The sequence below is a fragment of the Kibdelosporangium banguiense genome (genome assembly GCF_017876405.1).
Classification (GTDB): domain Bacteria; phylum Actinomycetota; class Actinomycetes; order Mycobacteriales; family Pseudonocardiaceae; genus Kibdelosporangium; species Kibdelosporangium banguiense.
In genome coordinates this window covers 4,514,481-4,533,998 of sequence record NZ_JAGINW010000001.1, presented here as the reverse complement: position 1 = coordinate 4,533,998, position 19,518 = coordinate 4,514,481, and the positions used below count along the sequence as shown (strand labels likewise).

Annotated in this window: 25 protein-coding genes and 1 pseudogene; 13 read left to right on the top strand and 13 right to left on the bottom strand. The window is 65.8% G+C overall.

Annotated elements, in window-relative coordinates; translation table 11 throughout:
* The first annotated feature begins 1 nt into the window (after position 1).
* Entirely contained in the window at positions 2-607 is a 606-nt protein-coding gene (locus tag JOF56_RS21525; RefSeq protein WP_307855192.1) for an alpha/beta hydrolase, read from the top strand.
* Position 608: 1 nt separating this feature from the next.
* Here JOF56_RS21525 and JOF56_RS21520 read toward each other — a convergent pair whose 3' ends face one another.
* Positions 609-1,505 (bottom strand): SMP-30/gluconolactonase/LRE family protein, encoded by an 897-nt coding sequence (locus JOF56_RS21520; RefSeq protein WP_209640938.1) that lies wholly within the window; start codon positions 1,503-1,505, stop codon positions 609-611.
* A 68-nt stretch (positions 1,506-1,573) separates the two neighbouring features.
* On the opposite strand from JOF56_RS21520, the gene JOF56_RS21515 reads away from it, so the two are divergent.
* Positions 1,574-2,038, top strand: coding sequence for an Lrp/AsnC family transcriptional regulator (locus JOF56_RS21515; RefSeq protein ID WP_209640936.1), 465 nt, complete (start codon positions 1,574-1,576; stop codon positions 2,036-2,038).
* Positions 2,039-2,082: 44 nt separating this feature from the next.
* Here JOF56_RS21515 and JOF56_RS21510 read toward each other — a convergent pair whose 3' ends face one another.
* Complete coding sequence (locus JOF56_RS21510) at positions 2,083-2,289, bottom strand: helix-turn-helix domain-containing protein (protein WP_209640933.1); 207 nt, start codon at positions 2,287-2,289, stop codon at positions 2,083-2,085.
* 218 nt (positions 2,290-2,507) lie between these two features.
* Positions 2,508-2,642: a hypothetical protein gene (locus JOF56_RS59530; RefSeq protein WP_281065464.1), complete on the bottom strand. Its 135-nt coding sequence runs from the start codon at positions 2,640-2,642 to the stop codon at positions 2,508-2,510.
* A gap of 346 nt (positions 2,643-2,988) precedes the next feature.
* Here JOF56_RS59530 and JOF56_RS21505 point away from each other — a divergent pair, with 346 nt between their 5' ends.
* From JOF56_RS21505 to JOF56_RS58095, 7 genes and pseudogenes are all read left to right on the top strand, one after another.
* A complete protein-coding gene (locus JOF56_RS21505) occupies positions 2,989-4,182 on the top strand; it encodes an NsdA family TPR-like regulatory protein (protein WP_504739838.1) in 1,194 nt (397 codons plus the stop codon).
* 23 nt (positions 4,183-4,205) lie between these two features.
* The gene (locus JOF56_RS21500; RefSeq protein WP_245378340.1) at positions 4,206-5,060 is read left to right on the top strand and encodes an aminoglycoside phosphotransferase family protein; all 855 of its coding nucleotides are present in this window, start codon (positions 4,206-4,208) and stop codon (positions 5,058-5,060) included.
* A 100-nt stretch (positions 5,061-5,160) separates the two neighbouring features.
* A pseudogene (locus tag JOF56_RS21495) lies at positions 5,161-5,672 on the top strand (Mu transposase domain-containing protein); the annotation flags it as partial.
* Between the two features lie 56 nt (positions 5,673-5,728).
* Positions 5,729-6,472, top strand: a complete 744-nt coding sequence (istB, locus tag JOF56_RS21490; RefSeq protein WP_209640927.1) for an IS21-like element helper ATPase IstB — start codon at positions 5,729-5,731, stop codon at positions 6,470-6,472.
* Between the two features lie 182 nt (positions 6,473-6,654).
* A complete protein-coding gene (locus tag JOF56_RS60725) occupies positions 6,655-6,909 on the top strand; it encodes a helix-turn-helix domain-containing protein (protein WP_209640925.1) in 255 nt (84 codons plus the stop codon).
* Positions 6,807-7,481: a hypothetical protein gene (locus tag JOF56_RS58100; RefSeq protein WP_245378339.1), complete on the top strand. Its 675-nt coding sequence runs from the start codon at positions 6,807-6,809 to the stop codon at positions 7,479-7,481. The genes JOF56_RS60725 and JOF56_RS58100 overlap by 103 nt, the downstream gene beginning before the upstream one ends.
* A gap of 27 nt (positions 7,482-7,508) precedes the next feature.
* Complete coding sequence (locus JOF56_RS58095) at positions 7,509-7,973, top strand: hypothetical protein (protein ID WP_245378338.1); 465 nt, start codon at positions 7,509-7,511, stop codon at positions 7,971-7,973.
* 600 nt (positions 7,974-8,573) lie between these two features.
* Here the strand turns inward: JOF56_RS58095 and JOF56_RS21475 are convergent.
* The 5 genes from JOF56_RS21475 to rpsO form a co-directional block, all read right to left on the bottom strand.
* Positions 8,574-9,011, bottom strand: coding sequence for a hypothetical protein (locus JOF56_RS21475; RefSeq protein ID WP_209648387.1), 438 nt, complete (start codon positions 9,009-9,011; stop codon positions 8,574-8,576).
* A gap of 2 nt (positions 9,012-9,013) precedes the next feature.
* Positions 9,014-9,757 carry a 4-hydroxy-tetrahydrodipicolinate reductase gene (gene dapB, locus JOF56_RS21470; protein WP_209640923.1) on the bottom strand — a complete coding sequence of 248 codons (744 nt, stop codon included), beginning with the start codon at positions 9,755-9,757 and terminating at the stop codon, positions 9,014-9,016.
* Complete coding sequence (locus JOF56_RS21465) at positions 9,754-11,130, bottom strand: M16 family metallopeptidase (protein WP_209640921.1); 1,377 nt, start codon at positions 11,128-11,130, stop codon at positions 9,754-9,756. The genes dapB and JOF56_RS21465 overlap by 4 nt, the downstream gene beginning before the upstream one ends.
* Positions 11,127-13,382 (bottom strand): polyribonucleotide nucleotidyltransferase, encoded by a 2,256-nt coding sequence (locus JOF56_RS21460; protein WP_209640919.1) that lies wholly within the window; start codon positions 13,380-13,382, stop codon positions 11,127-11,129. Before JOF56_RS21460 ends, JOF56_RS21465 begins: the two co-directional genes overlap by 4 nt.
* Before the next feature lie 219 nt (positions 13,383-13,601).
* Positions 13,602-13,871, bottom strand: a complete 270-nt coding sequence (rpsO, locus tag JOF56_RS21455) for a 30S ribosomal protein S15 (protein ID WP_209640917.1) — start codon at positions 13,869-13,871, stop codon at positions 13,602-13,604.
* A 185-nt stretch (positions 13,872-14,056) separates the two neighbouring features.
* On the opposite strand from rpsO, the gene JOF56_RS21450 reads away from it, so the two are divergent.
* Both JOF56_RS21450 and JOF56_RS21445 read left to right on the top strand, forming a co-directional pair.
* Entirely contained in the window at positions 14,057-15,262 is a 1,206-nt protein-coding gene (locus JOF56_RS21450) for a sensor histidine kinase (RefSeq protein ID WP_209640915.1), read from the top strand.
* Positions 15,259-15,903 (top strand): response regulator transcription factor, encoded by a 645-nt coding sequence (locus JOF56_RS21445; protein WP_209640912.1) that lies wholly within the window; start codon positions 15,259-15,261, stop codon positions 15,901-15,903. Before JOF56_RS21450 ends, JOF56_RS21445 begins: the two co-directional genes overlap by 4 nt.
* A gap of 12 nt (positions 15,904-15,915) precedes the next feature.
* Here the strand turns inward: JOF56_RS21445 and JOF56_RS21440 are convergent, their stop codons facing one another.
* The 3 genes from JOF56_RS21440 to JOF56_RS21430 form a co-directional block, all read right to left on the bottom strand.
* Positions 15,916-16,254, bottom strand: a complete 339-nt coding sequence (locus JOF56_RS21440) for a hypothetical protein (protein WP_245378337.1) — start codon at positions 16,252-16,254, stop codon at positions 15,916-15,918.
* Between the two features lie 100 nt (positions 16,255-16,354).
* A complete protein-coding gene (locus tag JOF56_RS21435; RefSeq protein WP_209640911.1) occupies positions 16,355-16,630 on the bottom strand; it encodes a hypothetical protein in 276 nt (91 codons plus the stop codon).
* A gap of 177 nt (positions 16,631-16,807) precedes the next feature.
* Positions 16,808-17,410, bottom strand: coding sequence for a DUF4383 domain-containing protein (locus JOF56_RS21430; RefSeq protein WP_209640909.1), 603 nt, complete (start codon positions 17,408-17,410; stop codon positions 16,808-16,810).
* Between the two features lie 294 nt (positions 17,411-17,704).
* On the opposite strand from JOF56_RS21430, the gene JOF56_RS21425 reads away from it, so the two are divergent.
* Together JOF56_RS21425 and JOF56_RS21420 are read left to right on the top strand one after the other, a co-directional pair.
* Positions 17,705-18,382 carry a hypothetical protein gene (locus tag JOF56_RS21425; protein WP_209640907.1) on the top strand — a complete coding sequence of 226 codons (678 nt, stop codon included), beginning with the start codon at positions 17,705-17,707 and terminating at the stop codon, positions 18,380-18,382.
* Positions 18,383-18,396: 14 nt separating this feature from the next.
* The gene (locus JOF56_RS21420; RefSeq protein ID WP_209640905.1) at positions 18,397-18,573 is read left to right on the top strand and encodes a hypothetical protein; all 177 of its coding nucleotides are present in this window, start codon (positions 18,397-18,399) and stop codon (positions 18,571-18,573) included.
* Here the strand turns inward: JOF56_RS21420 and JOF56_RS21415 are convergent.
* Together JOF56_RS21415 and JOF56_RS21410 are read right to left on the bottom strand one after the other, a co-directional pair.
* Positions 18,570-19,031, bottom strand: a complete 462-nt coding sequence (locus JOF56_RS21415) for a 2'-5' RNA ligase family protein (protein WP_209640903.1) — start codon at positions 19,029-19,031, stop codon at positions 18,570-18,572. The two genes, JOF56_RS21420 and JOF56_RS21415, sit on opposite strands and share 4 nt — an antisense overlap.
* Positions 19,028-19,507 carry an XRE family transcriptional regulator gene (locus tag JOF56_RS21410; RefSeq protein ID WP_209640901.1) on the bottom strand — a complete coding sequence of 160 codons (480 nt, stop codon included), beginning with the start codon at positions 19,505-19,507 and terminating at the stop codon, positions 19,028-19,030. The genes JOF56_RS21415 and JOF56_RS21410 overlap by 4 nt, the downstream gene beginning before the upstream one ends.
* Positions 19,508-19,518 lie beyond the last annotated feature (11 nt).

Genomic DNA, 19,518 nt, shown 5'->3' with positions numbered 1-19,518 from the left:
CGTGATTCTGCGTTGGGGCCCAGCCGAAGCGCCGACAGTGGTGCTCGCGATCCATGGTCGTGGCCAGAAACCCGAATTCATGCGGGATCTCGCCGACCGCTTCGGCCCGCTGCCGGCACGATTCGTCGCGCCGGCAGCACCTGGCAACAGCTGGTACCCACTGCCATTCCTGGAGCCCATCGAGCAGAACCAACCGCATCTCGACAACGCACTCACCGCCGTCGAGCAGCAGATAGACCAGCTCCTCGAATCCGGAACACCAGCACACAACCTGGTGTTGTTCGGATTCTCACAGGGCGCCTGCCTGCTCACGCACCTGCTGCTCACCAGACCGCGGCGGCTCGGCGCCGCGGTCCTGTTCACCGGCGGATTCATCGGCCCCGCCCCAATCCCGCCTCCAGACAACGCCGCGCTCGAAGGCATGCCAGTACTACTCCGCAGCATCCAGGACGACCCGTGGGTCCCCGCCCACCGAGTCCTGGACAGCGCCCGGCTGTTCCAAGCAGCAGGAGCACTGCCAGACGTGCGCATCGACCCCGGCACCGAGCACATCGTGACCGACGAGGCCTGCTCCGCCGCCGCTGCGCTACTCCGTAGTCTCGCCTGACTCAACGAGCTCCGTTGAAGTTGACGCGCAGCGTGTAGACCGAGCTCGACGCCGTGATGAAGAGTTCATTGCGGCGCGATCCACCGAAGGTCAGGTTCGAGCAGACCTCGGGCACCCGAAGTTTGCCGATGCGGGTGCCGTCCGGGGCGAAACAGTGCAGGCCGTCATAGGCGGCCGCCCAGACCCGTCCGGCAGTGTCCACCCTGATCCCGTCGAACACCCCGCTGTCGCAGGTGCCGAACACCTCCCCGCCGGTGAGCGCGCCGTCGTCGGTCACGTCGAACACCCTGATATGACTGGGGTTCTGCCGCGTGTCCGCGATGTAGAGCCGGCTCTCGTCAACCGAGAAGGCGAGCCCGTTGGGCCGCTCGAAGTCGTCAGCGACGATCCGGACCTCCCCGTTCGCCGGGTCGACACGGTAGACGTGGCAGGCGCCGATCTCGCTTTCCGCGCGATATCCCTCGTAGTCGCTGTCGATGCCGTAGCTCGGGTCGGTGAACCAGATCGATCCGTCGGACCGTTCGACGACGTCGTTGGGGCTGTTGAGCCGACGACCACGATAACGCTCCGCGAGCACGGTCACGGTGCCGTCGGGCTCGGTGCGGGTGACCCGACGGTGGCCCTGCTCGCAACTGACCAACCGGCCCGCCTGGTCCCTGGTGTGGCCGTTGGCATACCCTGCGGGCTGCCGGAACACGCCGACCTGATCGGTCGTCTCGTCCCAGCGCAGGGTGCGGTCGTTCGGGATGTCGCTGAACACGAGGTACCGACCGGCCGGGAAATAGACCGGCCCCTCGGTCCAGCGGCACCCGGTGTGCAGCCGCCGCATCCACTGGTCCCCGCCGCAGCGCGCGAACCGCTCGTCCAGCAGCACAAACTCGGTCTTAACCAGATCCATGCGTTCCCCATAAATGCCGAACATCATCTGACATACAGCTTCACCACTGAACTTGGTATCGTCAAATCATGGATGACCTGGATCGAAAACTTCTCGCCGAGTTGCAGCGCGACGCCACCCAGGCCTACGCCACGCTGGGGCAGGCAGTGGGACTGTCCACGGGGGCCGCGCACGAGCGAGTGCGAAAGCTACGCGAGCAGGGCGTCATCCGGCGGACCACCATCGACGTCGACCCGTCGACGGTCGGCCGTGGAGTTGCGGCGTTCGTGCTGGTCGATGCCAACGCCTGGATGGGCGACTCGCCGGTGGGCGAAGCACTCGCGGCACTGCCCGAGGTCGTCGAAGCACACGTCATCGCGGGCCCTGCCACCCTGCTGGTGAAAATCCGGACGGCGACGACAGAGGAGCTACAAGCATCGCTTCGCCGGCTCTTCGCGATCGACGGAGTCACCGGCACCCAGACGATCGTCGTCCTGGAGAGCTTCTTCGAACGTCCACTCGACACTGTTTCCGGCAGCGCCTGCCAGGATTAGCAACAGGTCCGGATCGTGGCGTACGCGACCCAGGCGCCGGCAATTCACCCCTGTTCGAGCAGATCAGCCAGCCCGAACGTGGTCGCGTCCAGCGCCTGAGCCAACCCTCGCACCAGCGGTTTGAGCGAGCCGGGTTCGGGTTTGGCCCCACCAGTCTCCCAACGCGAGATCTGATATCGCGACAGGCCGCATGCGTCAGCGAGTTCCTGCTGAGTCAACCCAGCCTGCTCACGCCAACGGCGAAGCCTCATCCCGCAGAACGGAAGACTCAGACTCGTCCTGGCCACTACCCAACTCCGATGATCGGTCCACCCACACAAGATGCGGCGTCGTGCCAGTCAGATTGCGCACATACTTCAACGCGTTCTCAGGCTCAGCCAACGCATACTGATTCCGACCATCCACAGTGGTCACATACGCACCTTCGTCAAGCGCCAACCCCCAAGCGACAATTTGAGCGTCAAGACGATCACCGAACTCCAGCACCACCGCGAAACACCCGCGGCGCCTGATCCGCAACCATCTCGGCGACCAGCGCCGCGAACTCCGCAGGACCAGCGAACGGCTCCGGCTCGACAGTGGACTGATCAGTCGTATTGGACATGGTTGAGCTCCACGAGGTTGTTGTCAGTGCAGTTCATGGTGTTGTGGAAGAACGAAGCGCCCAGCCGATGCGTAACCACTCGACAGCACGCACCCACTGCGGCAAGAATCTCCGCCGCACTGCCTCGAACCTCACGAACAACCAAGTCACACCTGGTTTCAAGGTTCGCTGGGAAAGTACTCGTCTCTTCAACGCGCTCCACAGTTCGGCATGCGACGGGACGTCCGTCCGACAGACCAAGCCTTGACGATCAGCTCGGCGAGCGGGAGGACTGATGTGCGTCTGTCAGGGGGCAGATTGAGGGCAGATCGGCAACCATTTCCAGTTCCCGCCTTGACCACACTGTGTGCGACTATCGTCACTGTCAGCACGAAGGGGATCGCCATGCCGGAAGCGGACGGATTCCCCGGGCGCACCTGGTGAACCACTCAGCCGGCAGGAACTGGCCGAACTGGTCAACGCGTGGGTCTATCAGCATCGCAAGCGCGTTGTTGAGCTGACCGCCAACTACATCGGGAAGATTGAGCGGGGTGTTGTCCGCTGGCCTGGCAAGGACTATCGCGACGGCCTATGCGCGGTACTCCGCGTGGTCGCATACGGTGAACTTGGTTTCCACCGGCCGTGCCGACTCCCCTCTACTGTGGCATCTGTGGATCGCAAGGAGTTCCTTCGTGCAGCCCTCGCGCTCGGCGCCACAGCCGCAACAGGGCCGCTCGCGTTTGCGGATCTCATCGGCCCCTCGCGCCCCACTCCGGTGCCCTCGGTCATCGGTGTTACTGAGATCAACGAGGTGCGAACGACCGCACGCGTCTTCTCGTCGTGGGACCACACTTACGGCGGTGGCTTGGTTCGCGAGGCCGTTGCCGCTCAACTTCGTTACGCGGTCAAGCTGCTTGGTGCTCGTTGCCCAGAACGGCTACACGGAGAGTTGCATTCCGCAGTCGGTTATCTCGGCAACACCGCCGCGTTCATGGCGTTCGATGCCTACGCCCATGACGACGCACGTGACATGTTTCGGCTCGCGTTGGCATGCGCTGACGAAGCCGGAGACTGGCATCTACGGGCCAAGGTGCTGTCCTGCATGGCTCGGCAGGCGATCTGGTGTGGTGATGCGGAAAATGGGCTCACGTTGGTTGAACTTGCGATGGTCAGGTCGGACCGCCTGACCCCGGCAGAACGCGCGATGCTGTTGTCCGCTCGTGCTCGCGCCCTGGCGAAGTTGGGACGTGTGCAAGACACCATCGCCACCGTGGGGTTGGCCGACGACGAGTTCAGCAACATCAGTGCCGACAACGAGTCGGCCTTCATGCGGTACTACGACGCGGCACAGCACTCCGGCGACACTGGCCACGCATTGTGGGATCTCGCCGTGCGCGGCAAGTTCATCGGTGAGGCACGCAAGCGGTTGGCAGCAGCAGTGGCGGGTCACGGTGATGCGTATCCACGCTCCCGCGCGATCAGCGGAACGAAACTGGCATCCCTCAGCCTGTCATGCCGCCGAGATATGCGCGTTGACAGTTCGGGCAAACTAGCGGGGTGAATATGGAAGAAGTTGGTGCGCGGTTGGTCCGTCGATTTGGTCCCAAGGCCGAGGGGTGGCTTGCGGAAGCCCCGCTCGTCGCCGAACGGCTGGCCGCCCGGTGGGGCCTCGTACTCGGTGAGCTTTTCGAGAGCGGCGCCTCATCTGTGGTCATGCGCTGTCAATGGTCCGACGGAACGCCGGCGGTGCTCAAACTCAGTCCGGATCGGACACTGCTGACCAAGCAAGTGGAGATGCTGCGTGTGTTCGCGCCATCGGGCCGGGTGCCGGCCGTACTGGCCATCGACGCGGCTGTCGGAGCAATGGTGTTGGAGGAGATCCTGCCCGGCACCGAAGCCGAAGACCTGCCAGATGCAGCATTGCCGCGGCAGTGGGGAGAGTTGCTGGCCGCACTGCACGCCGTGGCTCCGCCCACGGACTGGCCGTGGGATCTGCGCGGTCGGCTTGACGAGGCCTTCATCCGGATCGGCCGGAGGCTGACCGAACCAGCCATCGGTGCACGGATCGATCAGACCACGTGGCAGCGGGCGCTGCGACGCTGCGCGACGTTGCTGGACACTCAGACGAGGCTCGTGTTACTGCACGGCGATCTGCACCTCGCCAACGTCCTCGACGGCGGCCCGTCGCGGGGTCTGGTCGCGATCGACCCGAAGGCGTGCATCGGTGATCCCTGCTTCGACGCCGTCGACTACGTGGTCGCCGGTGCCGGACACGAGGGCGTCGAGGCCCGTTGCCAACGAGTCGCCACTGCATGCGGGCTCGACGGGGACAGGCTGTATTCCTGGAGTCAGGTGATCGCACCCATGTTCGTCATCGCGCACCTCACCCATGGTGGGCCAGAACCGGTGATCGACGAACTGCTCGCACTGGCTTCCTGATTCCATGCGAATATCCACCCATACCCATTGAGCGCGTTGTCAGCTGTGGACGGCTGGCAGCCGACGCAGACTAGGCGCGAGTGGGCGCAAGTTCAGAGAACATGTCAAGGTCGGCAAAGCCCTGTATTCGGTGCCGTGGCGGCTGATCGGCCAATCCGTCCATGCCCGCCGTTGCGGTGACATCGTGCAGATCGTGCATGACGGCGGCGTCGTGGCCACCCATGTGCTGCGTTTGTCGGGCCGGGCCACCGATTTCGAGCACTATCCACCGGAGAAGATCGCCTTCCAGATGCGTAACCCGACCTGGTGCCGGCGCATCGCCGCCGAGGTCGGACCCGCGTGCGTCGCGGTGATCGCCGAGTTCATGGAAGTCAACGCGATCTCTCGGCTCCGCAGTGCGCAAGGAGTTCTCGCGTTGCGCACACAACCGTGGGGAATCAACGACTTGACGCCGCCTGCGCGCGAGCCCTGCAGGTCGGCGACCCGAGCTACCGCACTATCAAAGGCATCCTCGCCGCGGGCACGGAACGCGACGGCATCACCGAACCTGCCGCGCCGACCGTTGCGGCGTTCCTGCGGGGACCGGGCGCGTTCGGCGTCGATACCGCCTGACAACGCGTTCGGTTGTCACACAACACTATTCGATCCAGACCCGGGAGAACTACGTCATGACCATTCTCGATCCGGCGCTGCGGACGCTGAAACTGACCGGCATGCTCGACACCCTCGATGCACGGCTGGCCCAAACCCGCGATGGCGGCCTCGGCCACCTCGAATTCCTGCAAGTGCTCTGCGAAGACGAGATCGCCCGCCGCGAAACCGCCGCTCTGGCAAGGAGAATCCGGCGAGCGAAGTTCGAAGAACAAGCCACCTTCGAAGAGTTCGACTTCACCGCCAACCCGAAACTCCCGGCAGCCATGCTGCGCGACCTCGGCGCGCTGCGTTGGCTCGAGGCCGCCGAGTCGGTCATCCTCTACGGCCCGGTCGGTGTTGGGAAAACCCATGTGGCACAGGCACTCGGCCACGCCGTGGCACGCCGCGGCGGTGACGTGAGGTTCGCGAAAACCTCCCGCGTTCTGTCCGACCTCGCTGGCGGGCACGCCGATCGGTCATGGGGACAACGCATCCGCGAATACACCAAACCACTGGTACTGATCCTCGACGACTTCGCCATGCGCGAGCACACCGCCATGCACGCCGACGACCTCTACGAACTGATCTCCGACCGTGCCGTCAACGGCAAACCCCTGATCCTCACCAGCAACCGAGCCCCGAAGGACTGGTACGGGCTGTTCCCCAACCCCGTCGTCGCCGAATCCCTGCTCGACAGGCTCATCAACACCAGCCACCAGATCCTGATGGACGGACCCAGCTACCGCCCTCGGAAACGACCCGGCCACACCACCAAGTAGACAACCGCCAACAGGCCCGGTAGACCTACACCGAGGCCCACAACCTGGGGAATTACGTGACGGCAGCCCCTGGGGAATTACCTGACGGTCGACAACCAAACGCGAACTACGACGAACACCCAGGTTTTGCAGCCGTGGAGAAGCAGTAGTGCCCGGATCAGAAGCCACGGACGGCGAGCCCGATGGCAGCTGCGGCACAGCTCGCGTTCGAGATCCGAAAACTGCGGAAAGCCGCCGGACTCAGTCACGCCCAGCTCGCTTCCGAGATCGGGTACGCACGCCAGCACGTGTCCATGGCAGAGCGGCCGGTCGAGGCCTTCCGGCTGAGCCGCTGGTGCGAGCACTCGACGAGGCTTTGGGCGCCAACGGCTGCCTCACCAAACTCAGGCACCAGGCGAAGGCCGACGACGAAGCTCTCCGCGCACCGGCCAGTCTGACTGAACGAGTCCGCAAGAGTCAGAGCGATTGGCTCGCTGTAAGGCAAGCAACCAGCGTCCGCGGCCGGGAACTGAGTGAACTGGCCGCCTGGCTCTATCCGGAATCGCAGCGAGCTCCGGGAGGACATGTCCTGGCCGGACCAGGATGGCTGCTGGACAAACCGGTGGATCTGGACCGCATCCGTCTGATGTGGTCAGAAAACCAGGAGCCGGTCCCGCGGTTCGGCAATCTCGATCACGTCCTGCCGCTGACCGACCGAGGCGAAATGTACCGCGGGTACAGCAGAGCTGTGCGCGACCTCGTGCGTCCCCGGCTGCTGGAAAATCGGCTGAGCTACCGCCTCCTGGACATCAAGCAGGAAGACGGGCTGACGCTGACGTTCGGGACGACCACCTTCGTCGATGTCTTCGATGTGAAACAAGTGCTTGCTCACGAGTTCAAGGCATCGTGGTCGCGCTCGGGCAGATCGATCCCCGAGTGGACCGATCTGCCGTTGCGCACGGCGATAACCGACCCGTTCGATCCGAAGCGCCTGATCATGTCACCGGAAATCAGCACGCTGACTGTCTGACGTTCCAGCTCTGGTGACCACCGATTCGTGTTGCACGAACGTGACGGTGGCAAAGTCGCTGACGGTGGCGGGTTGTGCCACGTCATGCCTGCCGGAGAGTTTCAGCCGTCATCAGTGGCACCAGCCGACGTCCGCGAAGATTTCTCGTTGTGGCGCAACATCATGCGCGATTTCTCCGAAGAGTTCCTTGGCAACCCCGAGCATGACGGCGGCGGCTCGATCGTCTACACGGACGATGAACCGTTCCGATCATTCGAGCAGGCACGGGCCGCCGGAGCATTCCGGCTGTGGCACTACGGCCTCGTGCTGAAACCTCTCGAGCTGGGCGCGATCCAACTGACCGTCGCCGTGATCGATGACAGCACTTTCGACCAGCTCTTCGCCGATATGGTCACTACGAACGATGAAGGCCGAATCGTTGCCAGCAAAGGCATTCCCATCACCGGCGAAGCCATCGAGCGCCTGAATCCACGCTTGTCGGCAAGCGCCTGACTCTCCTGCAGCTGGCCTGGCGAGATCGAACGTTACTGCTTGACTAGGAGGCTGGTTCCAGGGCCGGCCAAACTGGTACCACGCGAGGCTCCCTTGACAGCGGCACAGGCGACCAGGGTTCAGCCCTGGCTGAAACCGTTGGCCCCGCTGGGCGGCGGACCCTACTGTAGGTGATCAAGGTACCCGGTTCGCCGGCTGCCCACCTGACCGTGTCGTGTCGACCACGCTGCACGTGTTTTCGCAGAAAAAAGGGGGAGATATGAAGTCGCTGATCGGTGCTGCCGTCACGGCCGTTGCCATCCCATTCCTTGTCGTACTTGGCGCAACACCCGCCCAGGCGGAAGTGTGGGGCTGTACTGCGACTGTGGACAAGCAACAGAACATCGGTTACGGATACTGCCGCGAGGGCTTCGGAAGCTATCACGTAAGGGTTGAGTGCAACTCGGGACACTGGCCTTACACGAGGAATATCGACGGGGCCGTGGTGTACAAGCCCCAGACAGGCCGAGGGCCGTTCTCCGATGTCAATGGCACGGCGAATGGTTGCCATGTAGTGAAGGCGTGGGTCGTGACCCTCTAGCAGCTGGATTGAACCTCTGATCAGGAGGCGAGTTCCAGGGCTTTGCGCATGGCTTCGCGGGCTCGCCTTCTGTCGCCGGCTATGTCGTAGCCGTGCGCCAGGCGGAACCAGGCACGCCAGTCTTCGGGGGCACCCTCGACCTCCGCACGGCGTTCTTCGAACCAGGCGTCGGCGGCAGAGCGGTCGATACGGCCGGAAGGCATGCGGGGCAGGTCCGAAGTGTCGGGGAGGGTGCCTTCGGCGGCCAGACGCTGGGCCAGTTGTTCGATTCGCAGGCCGAAACGGATCGTGGCGTACACCACCCAAGCGCCGACGATCGGAAGCAGGAGAACACCGACGCCGAGGCCGATGCCTACGCCAGTGCCGGTTCTCAGTAGAGCTACTGCCCGCCCGGTCAACAGGACGAAGTACAGCGCCAGCGCCGCTGTCAGGAGCAGCGCTGTTGTCCGGGCGGACAGTTTCATAGGTCCATGAGCTTGTCGAGGCCGACGATCAGGCCAGAGCGGCCCATGATTGACCGCACGGCCAGCAGGACGCCGGGCATGAAGGATGTCCGGTGCAGCGAGTCGTGCCGGATCGTCAGGGTCTCCCCTTCACCGCCGAAGAGCACTTCCTGGTGGGCGACCAGGCCGGACAGCCGGACTGAGTGGACGCGGACGTCGTCGACCAGGGCTCCGCGCGCGCCATCCAGTTCCTGGGTGGTCGCGTCGGGGGCTTTGCCGAGGCCTGCGGCTGTGCGAGCGGCCTCGATCAGGCGGGCGGTGTGCGCGGCCGTGCCGGATGGAGCGTCGACCTTGCGCGGGTGGTGCAGTTCGATGATCTCGACTGACTCGTAGTACTTCGCGGCCAGCTCGGCGAAGCGCATCGACAACACAGCACCGATGGCGAAGTTCGGCGCGATGACCACGCCGACCCCGGGCTTGTCCTCCAGCAGCTGCGTGACAGCCGCCTGCTTGTCCGCAGAGAAGCCGGAAGTGCCTACCACACTGTGGATTCCGTGCTCCGCGGCGAACCGGACGTTGTCCAGCGCCGCGTCCGGGTGCGTGAAGTCGACGACGACATCGGCACCGGCGTCGGACAGGTCCGTCAGCTCGTCGCCGATGTCGATCTGTGCGACGAGTTCCATGTCCGGGGCGCCGGACACCGCTTGGCAGACCTCGGTGCCCATCCGGCCCCGGGCACCCAGGACGCCGACGCGGATCATCGAATCACCTCATGCACTTCGACCGGCACGTCGTCGGTGTGCGCGTACGGGCCGACAACGGCGGCTGCTATCGGGCGGGACAGCAATTCCTTTGCCAGCAACGCGATGTCCTCACCGGTCACCGCGTCGATCCGGCCGAGGGTCTCGCCGACGGTCAGGTAGTTGCCGTACGTCAGCTCGCCCTTGCCGATCCGCGACATCCGGGAACTGGTGTCCTCCAAGCCAAGCACGAGTCCACCACGCAACTGCCCCTTGCCACGGGCCACTTCCGCGTCGGACAGGCCTTCACGAGCCACCTTGTGCAGGACCTCACGGATGACCGAAGCCGTCTCGCCGAGACGATCCGGCTGCACGCCCGCGTAAACAGAGAGGTGCCCGGTGTCCGAATAGGACGCGACCGAGGAGTACACCTGGTACGCCATCCCACGGTTCTCCCGGACCTCCTGGAACAGCCGCGAACTCATGCCGCCGCCCAAAGCTGCGTTCAGCACGCCAAGGGTGAAACGGCGTTCGTCATGACGGTCCAGCGCACGCACGCCAAGCATCAGGTGCGTCTGCTCGGTGTCCTCGGTGTGCAGCACGAGCCGAGGCGCGCCCGCAATGCGAGCACGGCCCTTGCGCGCGGGCAGCGGAGCGACCTCGCCGACCAGGCGAGCGCGGAGAGCCTTACGCACCAAGCGAAGCACGTCGGCGTGCTTGATGTTGCCGGCCACCGCGAAGACCATCCGCGGCAGCGTGTAGCGACGCTTGTAGAAGCCGTACAGCGCGTTGCGGCTCAGCTCGGTAATCGACTTCTCGGTCCCGAGGACTGGACGGCCCAGTGTGTGATCCGGCAGCAGTGCCGCGCAGAAGGCGTCGTGCAGCAGGTCTTCCGGGTCGTCGTCGCGCATCGCGATCTCTTCGAGCACGACGCTGCGCTCGGTCTCCATGTCGCGCTCGGCCAGCAGTGCCTCGAACACCACGTCGCACACCAGGTCCACGGCCAGCGGCAGGTCCTCGTCGAGGACGTGCGCGTAGTAGCACGTGTGTTCCTTGGCGGTGAACGCGTTCAGCTCGCCGCCGACGGCGTCGATCTCCTCGGCGATCTGCTGGGCAGTCCGCCGGGACGTGCTCTTGAAGAGCAGGTGCTCCAGATAGTGCGCGGCCCCGGCGACGCTTGGCTGCTCGTCACGGGAACCGACACCGACCCACATGCCGACCGAAGCCGACCGCACACCGGGAACGTGCTCGGTCACGACCCGCAGCCCACCGGGCAGCAGGGTGCGGCGGACCTCGCCCTGCTCGGTGCGCTCCAACGTCCGGGTGGTGCCGGGCTTCTGAAGGAAGGCACTGCCCCGGGAGAGACCCGGGGCAGCACCGTTGCGAACCGTCACGTGGTTGCAGGCTCCTGCGTCGCCTCTTCGGTGGCCGGCGCGGGGGACTCGGCCGGCTTCTCGGCCTCGTCCTCCTTGACCAGGATCAGGCTGATCTTGCCGCGGGCGTCGATGTCGGCGATCTCCACACGGAGCTTGTCACCGACCTTGACGACGTCCTCGACCTTGCCGATGCGCTTGCCGTTGCCCAGCTTGGAGATGTGCACCAGGCCGTCCTTGCCCGGCAGCAGGGAGACGAACGCGCCGAAGGCGGCGGTCTTGACGACCGTGCCCAGGAAGCGCTCGCCGACCTTCGGCAGCTGCGGGTTGGCGATGGCGTTGATCCGCTCGATCGCGGCCTCGGCCGAGGGGCCGTCCGCCGCACCGACGTAGATCGTGCCGTCGTCCTCGATGGAGATGTCGGCGCCGGTCTCCTCGGTGATCGAGTTGATCATCTTGCCCTTCGGGCCGATGACCTCGCCGATCTTGTCCACCGGGATCTTCACGCTGGTCACGCGCGGGGCGTAGGCGCTCATCTCGTCCGGCTTGTCGATCGCCTCGGCGATGACCTCGAGGATCGTCAGCCGGGCGTCGTAGGCCTGCGACAGCGCGCCGGCCAGGACCTCGGAGGGGATGCCGTCGAGCTTCGTGTCCAGCTGCAGCGCGGTCACGAAGTCCTTGGTGCCGGCGACCTTGAAGTCCATGTCGCCGAACGCGTCCTCGGCACCGAGGATGTCGGTCAGCGCGACGTACTCGGTCTTGCCGTCGACCTCGTCGGAGACGAGACCCATGGCGATACCGGCGACCGGGGCCTTGAGCGGGACACCGGCGTTCAGCATCGACAGCGTCGAGGCACACACCGAGCCCATCGAGGTGGAACCGTTGGAGCCCAACGCCTCCGACACCTGACGCAGCGCGTACGGGAACTCGTCCCGCTTGGGCAGCACCGGAACAAGCGCCCGCTCGGCAAGCGCGCCGTGGCCGATTTCGCGGCGCTTGGGCGAGCCGACCCGGCCGGTCTCACCGGTCGAGTAGGGCGGGAAGTTGTAGTGGTGCAAGTAGCGCTTGGTCGTCTCGGGCGAGAGCGAGTCGATCTGCTGCTCCATCCGCAGCATGTTCAGCGTGGTGACACCCAGGATCTGGGTCTCGCCGCGCTCGAACAGCGCCGAGCCGTGCGCCCGCGGGATCACGGCGACCTCGGCCGACAGCTGCCGGATGTCGGTCAGGCCACGGCCGTCGATGCGGACCTTGTCGCGCAGGATCCGCTGGCGGACCAGCTTCTTGTTCAGCGAACGGAACGCCGCGCCGATCTCCTTCTCGCGGCCCTCGAACTCCTCGCGCGCACCGACCGTCTCGAGCACCTCGGCCTTGACGGCGTCGATCGCGGTCTCGCGGTCCTGCTTGCCGGCGATGGTCAGCGCCTCGGCCAGCTTGGCCGACGCGGCGGCCTCGACGGCCTCGTAGGCGTCCGGCTGGTAGGCCGGGAACAGCGGGAACTCGCCGGTGGCCTTGGCGGCCTTCTCCGCCAGCTCCTGCTGCGCGATGCACAGCGAGCGGATGAACGGCTTGGCGGCCTCGAGACCCTGGGCCACGATCTGCTCGGTCGGCGCGGTGCCGCCCTGGCCGATCAGGTCGATCACGTTCTCGGTGGCCTCGGCCTCGACCATCATGATCGCGACGTCATCGCCGACGATGCGACCCGCGACGACCATGTCGAACACGGCCTTCTCAAGCTGCTCGTAGGTGGGGAACGCGACCCACTGGCCCTCGATCAGAGCCACCCGCACGCCACCGACCGGGCCGGAGAACGGCAGGCCGGCGAGCTGGGTGGAGGCGGACGCGGCGTTGATCGCCACGACGTCGTACAGGTCCTGCGGGGCCAGGCTCATCACGGTGACGACGACCTGGATCTCGTTGCGCAGGCCGTCCACGAAGGACGGGCGCAGCGGCCGGTCGATCAGCCGGCAGGCCAGGATCGCGTCGGTGGACGGCCGTCCCTCACGGCGGAAGAACGCGCCGGGGATACGGCCGACCGCGTACATCCGCTCCTCGACGTCGACGGTCAGCGGGAAGAAGTCGAAGTGCTCCTTCGGGTGCTTGGAGGCCGTCGTGGCCGACAGCAGCATGGTCTCCTCGTCGAGGTAGGCCACCACGCTGCCCGCCGCCTGGCGGGCGAGGCGACCGGTCTCGAAACGGACCGTGCGCTTGCCGTACGTGCCGTTGTCGATCACGGCAGTGGTCTCGTGGACCCCAGCTTCCTGGGAGTCAGTCATGTAGTTGGTTCTCCTCGTGTACACGGGCCCGCGGTCGGAACTACTCCGCTTTCGACGCGGTGTGGACGAGGCCGGTCTTCGATCGAAGCCCCCGGGGGCCTTGTTCATGCCCGGGAGCCACTACCGAGGACCGGCGCGAATACTGCCCCGTCCGCCAGCCCTTATCTTCTTGTCAAATGTGCTGAGGGGGAGCGACCGGCGGCCGCTCCCCCTCCAGGTTCACCTGCGCAGGCCGAGACGCTGGATCAGCGTCCGGTAGCGCTGGATGTCCACCTTGGCCACGTAGTTGAGCAACCGGCGGCGGCGTCCCACCAGCAGCAGCAGGCCGCGGCGGGAGTGGTGGTCGTGCTTGTGCTGCTGAAGGTGCCGGGTCAGGTCGCTGATCCGCTTGGTCAGCAGGGCGACCTGCGCCTCGGGTGATCCGGTGTCCGAGTCGTGCAGGCCGTACTCGCCAAGGATCGTCTTCTTCTGGTCGGTGGTCAGCGCCACGCGTGTTCTCCTCTATGTTCGTTGTCCCGTGAGGACGCCGATCGGCGTTAGTCGGTACCGGCCGCCACGGACCGCAGCCGGACCCAACTACGAAGGGTATCAGGGCCCTTGCGCACGCGGGCAACCGAGCGGGATGGGGGCTGGCCGGGTACACCGGCGCCCTCCGCTCGGGCAGGCTGGTCGGCATGTTCACCAGGCGCACCTGGGCCGAGTTGCTCTACGCGCTCACCAGCCTCCCCTTGAGTGTACTGGGTCTGGTGCTGATGGTTCTTCCCCTTTTGCTGGGGACAGTGCTGTCGATCGCCTTCGTCGGCCTGCCCGTCATGGCCCTCGGGGTGCTGCTCGCGCGTGGGCTCGGCAACGTGCACCGAGGGCTGGCCTCCGCCCTGCTGGGCGTGCACGTGGGCAAGCCGGCACGACCGGCTCCGAGGCAGGGCATCGTCCCCTCGGTGCTGCTGAACGCCGCGAGCTGGCGCGCGGTGCTCTACGTCATCCTCAAGGCGCCGGTCGGGCTGGTGACGTTCCTCATCCCGGTCGGGTTCTGGGTGTACGGGCTGTTCATGCTCACTCACGTCACGTACTGGTGGGCGCTCTCGGAGAACCTCCAGCTGCCGCTCGGCCGGTACAGAATCGACACCTGGCCGAACGCCGTGCTCTTCGCCGCCAGCGGGTTGGCGCTGGTCATGGCGTCGCCGCACGTGACGCACGCCGTGCTGTTCCTGGATCGCCTGCTCGTCCGCGGCCTGCTCGGACCCACGACCCTGACTCAACGCGTACGTGACCTAGAGGAGACCCGCGCGCACGCAGTCGACGACGCGGCCGCGCGGCTACGTCAGATCGAGCGTGACCTGCACGACGGAACGCAGGCCCGGATGGTCGCGCTGGCCATGCACCTGGGGATGGTCAAAGAGGAGCTCGAAGGCGAACCGGACCTGGAGATGACACGCAAGCTCGTCGACATGGCACACGCGAACGCCAAAGAAGCCCTGGTGGAGGTGCGTGACCTGGCCCGCGGCATCCACCCGGCGGCACTCGACAAGGGCCTGGACGCCGCACTGGCGACGCTGGCGTCCCGCAGCCCGATCCCCGTCGAGCTGTCGGTGTCATTGCCGCGACGGCCACCACGCGCGATCGAGATGATCGCCTATTTCTGCACGGCCGAGCTGCTCACCAACATCACCAGACACTCACAGGCGACCGCCGCCACGGTCACGGTCACCGGTATGCCGCTACGGATCGCCGTGACGGACAACGGAATCGGCGGCGCAGAGGCCAAACCCGGCTCCGGACTGACCGGGCTACGCGAACGAGTGGCCACAGTGGACGGAACAGTGCGGGTCTCCAGCCCGTCTGGAGGCCCCACCGAGATCGTGATCTCATTCCCGCCATGAGGATCGTCATCGCCGAGGACAGCGCGGTACTCAGGGATGGACTGTCGCTGCTGCTGACCACACGCGGGCACGAAGTCCAGGCCGCGGTCAGCACGGGAGAGGCCCTGGCGGAGGCGATCGCCGAACACGTCCCGGACATCGCGGTGGTGGACGTACGAATGCCGCCCACATTCACCGACGAGGGCATCCGTGCGGCGCTGGCTGTGCGTAAAACGCATCCGTCGGTCGGTCTGCTGGTGTTCTCCCAGCACATCGAAACGCGTTACGCCGCCGAACTGCTGGCAAGCGGAGCACGAGGAGTCGGCTACCTGCTGAAGGACCGGGTCGCGGACGTCAAGGACTTCCTCTCCGCCTGCGAACAGATCGCCGACGGCGGCACAGTCCTGGACCCCGAGGTCGTGACCCAGGTCCTGGGCGCGAGTCGGCGCGCCCAGGACCTGTCCGCGCTCACCGCGCGGGAACGCGAGGTGCTCAGCCTGATGGCCGAGGGCCGGACGAACACAGCGATCGCCAAAGCCATGTTCATCTCCGAAGGCTCGGTGGAGAAGCACATCAGCAGCATCTTCGCCAAGCTCGGACTACCACCCTCAGAAGCCGACCACCGTCGCGTCCTGGCCGTCTTGAAGTACCTCGCAGGCTAGTGCGCCAAACCTTCAGAGATCGGCCGTTGTTGTGGCCGTCTCAAGAGCGTGAAGCGACACATATCGTTGGCTTCGAACGAAAGCCGAGCCGCGACCGCTCGCTTGGTGCGGCAGCGCGGCACGCAGCTCGCGGTGGTCGGGATGCCCTCGAGGCGTCAGCAGGAAGACCTGATACCGCCCGTCGGTCCACGTCGCCACCGATGTGCCGATCACCGTGGCGATCTTCCGATCGAATCGGTCTGCCGACGCGCGCAGTCGAGCAGCCTCCTCACAGGTCCACTCGACATTGTCGCGCCGGTGGACAACAGCCGGGATGTCCGGCTTGATCTCCCGGTCGGCGTAGAACGCCATGCGTTCGATCGGCCGGAAGCTTCTTCCAGGTTGGCACACATAGGCCTGGCACTCCTCATAGAGTGACCACGCTTGCTTTGCCGATACGACAACGGTGTCGTCAACCGTGCTCGCCGCCAGGAGTAGGCAGCAGGAACCACGGAATCCCGCATTGATCTTCACGGAAGTACTCGCGCATACAGCGATCAAGTGCATTGCGTAGCAGCACCTCGAGGTGCCCGACGACCTCGAACACCGCAGACGATGTCCGAGCACTCCACTCGTACAGGCCGAGCGCTACGCCCTTGTCATGCGCGGCGAGCGGCAGGTATGGCGCCATCCGGGGCTCGGAAAACATGTTCCACACAGCAGGTACATCGACCTCGACGGATGACACTCCCGGATGCTAACGTCGACGACGAACGCCCCAGTGGCGCCTCTGCTTGCATGCGCCTGGGGCTCCTTTATGCCTTCCACCAGGAGAACGTTCCAGGTCATCGGCGATCATCATGACCCGGAACGCCCTCCAGCGATGCTCGTGGGCAGCACCCGCTTCACTCTTTGGGATTAATTTTCAGTGCGCTGAGCGGTTGCGGAGGCTGCTCAACCTGTGCAAGCCGCGGGGCTTGTGTTGCTGCTCTTCGGTGGTGGTTTCGGGTTCGGTGCGGTCGGTTGCCACGGGCTGCTGGACCGGGACTGGGTCGGTGATCGGCTCTTCGACAGGGGTGCGCTCGGGTTCGGTCTGCACGATTCGCCTGCGGGCGGGGACGATCGCGACGACCAGGCCGAGTACGGCGATGCCGAGGTGCAGCCAGTTGTCGGCGATGTTGAGGTTCAGTGGGTTGCCCAGCTCGGAGACCGGGTTCGTGGACGTCAGCCCGACGATCGCCAGGCCCCAGATCACCAGTACGCCGTAGCCCGCGAACAGCAGCCAGCCGTACAGCCGTGCGGTGACCGAGCTCCACGCCAGCAGCACACCGACCACACCGAAGAGCAGGTGCACGATGTTGTGTAGCGGGTTGATCGCGAAGCCGAGCAGCATGCCGTGCCCGTGCCCGGCGAAATCGCTGAAACCGGTGCGCACGAAGCCGGCGATGCCCAGCGTGAGGAACGCCAGTGCGACTAGTCCGGCCAGCACCTGGGTGGGCTGTACGCGTGCCCGTACTGACTCAGCCATGACCTACTCCCTGGTGATATGGATGTCCCTTAGAGGTTTGCCCGCTTGAGGGCCTGATAAACCGCAGGATTGGGCTGTGGCCACCAGTCACCCTCAGCGATGCCACCGAGGAGGCGACCTGCGTCTCGGCTGTCGCGTGATGTACCGGAAATCGAGGACAGACGACGGGCGGTCCGGGCAGGCACGCTTTCCTGGCAGGCAACCGAGCCAGGAGGTCCACATGAAACTGTTGCGAAGACAGGCGGGCTTCACCGCCGGGGAGATCCGCGGCCAGAGTGAGACGCTGGGCAGGCCATGACCGCGCCGGACCTGACCAATCCCGACGACGCGTTCGTGATCCTGCTGGAACGGTTGTGGGGACCGGAAAGCCTGATCGCGGTCGGTGTCGCGGTGGCGATGTTCCTGTACGCGTGGTGGCAGGCAGGTGTCGCCGCGGCAAGGCTCGCCCGCCGGGCATACGCCGGGGTGTCCTCTTTGGACCCTGACGGCAGGACCCGGGTCGCCCGTACCTCGGTGGGACTTGGCCTGGCACAAGCCGGATACCTGCTGCTGAGCTACTTCATCGCGGTCGAGCTGTCGGTGTTCCTCGGGCTGCAGCCCGGCGTGCCACTGCCGGACTTCGCCAACTGGGCCAAGGTTCCGGACAACGCGCACTGGGACGGGTTCGTCACAGTGTGGTTCCTGATCGCCGTGGTGCTCGTGCTCACCGCCAACTACTGGGCGGCCAAGGGCGGTTCCGCGACGTTCCTGCTATGGCTGTGCGTACCCGGCGGGATGGCCGGGCTTGCCCTTGTGGTGGCCGGGCTGGGCGCCTTCATGGGGTACAAGGACGGTGATCCCCAGTACACGAGTTACGTGGTGTGGACGTATCCGGTGGTTCTGGGCGTTCTGGTGGTCTACCTCACCCTGTACTGCCTCGCGGTGCTCGCACCCGCACGCTTCTTCGCCGCATGGCGTGAATCTGTCAACTGAAACGGGAGGACATGATGGGATTCAAGGAATTCATGGAGCGCCGGGCTGAGGAGTACCGGCAGGCGCAGGAGGACTTCGAGGTCGGTTGCACGATCCTGGGGCCGCCCAGCAACCCGAACTCGGTCATGCAACGCAAGGCCCGCGTCGACGCCGGGCGCCGCGCCCGGGAACGTCGCCAGCGCGGGGACTAAGCGGGTAGCCCGATGCGGTCGACGACTGTGTAATCATGGCGTTTCTCAGCGCCGAGCAACACGACCTCGTCGACAGTCCACTCCGGACCGGCGTACGGCAGATCCACCAGCGGCCCACGGCCCACGGTCAGATGCGGGATGTACTCGGGATGTTTGTCGTCCCAGCGCAGCACCGCCGCGAGATCGGCCAATCTCTTGTCCGGAGTGGACACACGCATGAGCAGCGTTTCACCGAAGTTGCCCAGTTTGGCCAGTGCGACGCGTGGCCGCGCCACGCTGGTCAGCCGGGACCGCACCCACGGAATCCGGCCGGCTGGATCTTCCTCGCCGTAGTAGCCGAGGGTGATGTGCCAGGCCGCACGGGGCGCCCGGTAGGTCATCCCGGGCACGCTCGCCAGCGCGGCTTCCAGGTGGTCGGCGACCTCGGGCGGCGGGATCGCCGCAGTGAACAGCCTCACGTCAGGGCACCCGCGCGGCGCAGCACCTCGGCCAGGCCAGGGAACCGGCCGTCCAGCAGCCGGGCGGCCTCGGCCAGCTCGTCCGGGGTGGCGACACGCCGCAGCAGCACGAGCCCGGCCCGGTCGGCCCGGCCCGGGTCGACCGGGAGCATCTCGCGGCTGACGGTGGGATTGGAGTCCCGGACGTCCTCAAGAGCCTTCTGCAGCGCCTCACGGCGGCCGGAGGCGACCTCCGGGGTGAGCACCTTGCGTTCCAGCATGATCAGTCTGGCCAGCACGGCCGGGTTGCCGATCTTGGCCCGGCGGCCGCTCATCACCTGGCTGAGCATGGGGGCGCTGATCCCGAGCACGTCGGCGAGGTTGGCCTGGGAGACGTCGAAGGCCACCACCAGCCGCCGGACACGGTCGCCCAGCGGTTCGCCGTACCACTGTTTCTGCAGCTCCAGGTTGCGCTGGACGATCTTCTGGTCCTCCACCTTTGCCCCTC

Excerpts from the sequence above, each read along its gene's own strand:
- JOF56_RS21520 (WP_209640938.1), bottom strand. The coding sequence starts at position 1,505 with ATGGATCTGGTTAAGACCGAGTTTGTGCTGCTGGACGAGCGGTTCGCG.
- JOF56_RS21515 (WP_209640936.1), top strand. The coding sequence starts at position 1,574 with ATGGATGACCTGGATCGAAAACTTCTCGCCGAGTTGCAGCGCGACGCC.
- JOF56_RS21510 (WP_209640933.1), bottom strand. The coding sequence starts at position 2,289 with ATGAGGCTTCGCCGTTGGCGTGAGCAGGCTGGGTTGACTCAGCAGGAA.
- JOF56_RS59530 (WP_281065464.1), bottom strand. The coding sequence starts at position 2,642 with ATGTCCAATACGACTGATCAGTCCACTGTCGAGCCGGAGCCGTTCGCT.
- istB (WP_209640927.1), top strand. The coding sequence starts at position 5,729 with ATGACCATTCTCGATCCGGCGCTGCGGACGCTGAAACTGACCGGCATG.
- JOF56_RS60725 (WP_209640925.1), top strand. The coding sequence starts at position 6,655 with ATGGCAGCTGCGGCACAGCTCGCGTTCGAGATCCGAAAACTGCGGAAA.
- dapB (WP_209640923.1), bottom strand. The coding sequence starts at position 9,757 with ATGATCCGCGTCGGCGTCCTGGGTGCCCGGGGCCGGATGGGCACCGAG.
- JOF56_RS21460 (WP_209640919.1), bottom strand. The coding sequence starts at position 13,382 with ATGACTGACTCCCAGGAAGCTGGGGTCCACGAGACCACTGCCGTGATC.
- JOF56_RS21450 (WP_209640915.1), top strand. The coding sequence starts at position 14,057 with ATGTTCACCAGGCGCACCTGGGCCGAGTTGCTCTACGCGCTCACCAGC.
- JOF56_RS21445 (WP_209640912.1), top strand. The coding sequence starts at position 15,259 with ATGAGGATCGTCATCGCCGAGGACAGCGCGGTACTCAGGGATGGACTG.
- JOF56_RS21440 (WP_245378337.1), bottom strand. The coding sequence starts at position 16,254 with ATGGCGTTCTACGCCGACCGGGAGATCAAGCCGGACATCCCGGCTGTT.
- JOF56_RS21430 (WP_209640909.1), bottom strand. The coding sequence starts at position 17,410 with ATGGCTGAGTCAGTACGGGCACGCGTACAGCCCACCCAGGTGCTGGCC.
- JOF56_RS21425 (WP_209640907.1), top strand. The coding sequence starts at position 17,705 with ATGACCGCGCCGGACCTGACCAATCCCGACGACGCGTTCGTGATCCTG.
- JOF56_RS21420 (WP_209640905.1), top strand. The coding sequence starts at position 18,397 with ATGGGATTCAAGGAATTCATGGAGCGCCGGGCTGAGGAGTACCGGCAG.